At 45.9% G+C, this 896-nt stretch carries 1 protein-coding gene; it reads right to left on the reverse strand.

Features of this window, described 5'->3' with window-relative positions; translation table 11 throughout:
* Positions 1-896 (reverse strand): DEAD/DEAH box helicase (locus WEIDD23_RS14815; protein ID WP_242865496.1); only part of this gene is annotated, 896 nt, incomplete at both ends.

Genomic DNA, 896 nt, shown 5'->3' on the forward strand with positions numbered 1-896 from the left:
CATTACTACGCAACCAATACGTCTTAATTTGTTTACGACCGGCTGGTAATTGATCAATGATCGACACGTCCATTTCGCCGTACGCTGTGATAGCTAACGTTCGTGGAATTGGCGTGGCTGTCATCGCTAAGATATCCGGATTCATACCGATTTCTCGAAGTGTCGCGCGCTGCTGCACACCGAACCGATGCTGCTCATCGATAACCGCTAACCCAAGATTACGGAACGCAATATCAGGTTGAATCAACGCATGTGTGCCAATCAAAATATCCACTTCGCCGTTTGCAACATCTTCCAAAATTTGGCGTCGAGCCGCTGTTTTTGTTGAACCCGTTAACAACTCAACTCGCACTTTATCTGGATCAAAAAAGTTGCCAATTGTTTTAGCGTGTTGCTGGGCCAAAATTTCAGTTGGGGCCATTAAAGTTGCCTGCATCCCAGCGGTAATGGCGGCATACATGGCCAACGCAGCCACAACCGTTTTTCCAGACCCTACATCTCCTTGCAAAAGACGATTCATATGAATTGGGCGTCGCATGTCACGCACGATTTCATTCACGACGCGTTTTTGCGCATCCGTGAGTTCAAACGGCAATGTGGCAATAAACGCCTTCAATTCATCATTGTTGAAATTAATTGACCGACCACGATTATCACGATCCATTGACTTAATCACTTGCAGACGCATTTGAAAAACGAAAAATTCCTCAAACGACGCGCTACGCCGTGCTTCGGTCGCAACTTGGCCATCCGTTGGTGCATGCATCCCAAAGACTGTATCGTGGTGGTTCATCAACTTATAACGTGTTCGTAAATAAGCAGGCACGATATCCGTCCGTAACAGTTCGCCATACTTGCCCAATGCTTGAATAATTAAATCTTTAATTGTCTTTGCT

The organism is Weissella sp. DD23, from assembly GCF_001579105.1.
Taxonomy (GTDB): Bacteria; Bacillota; Bacilli; order Lactobacillales; family Lactobacillaceae; genus Weissella; species Weissella cibaria.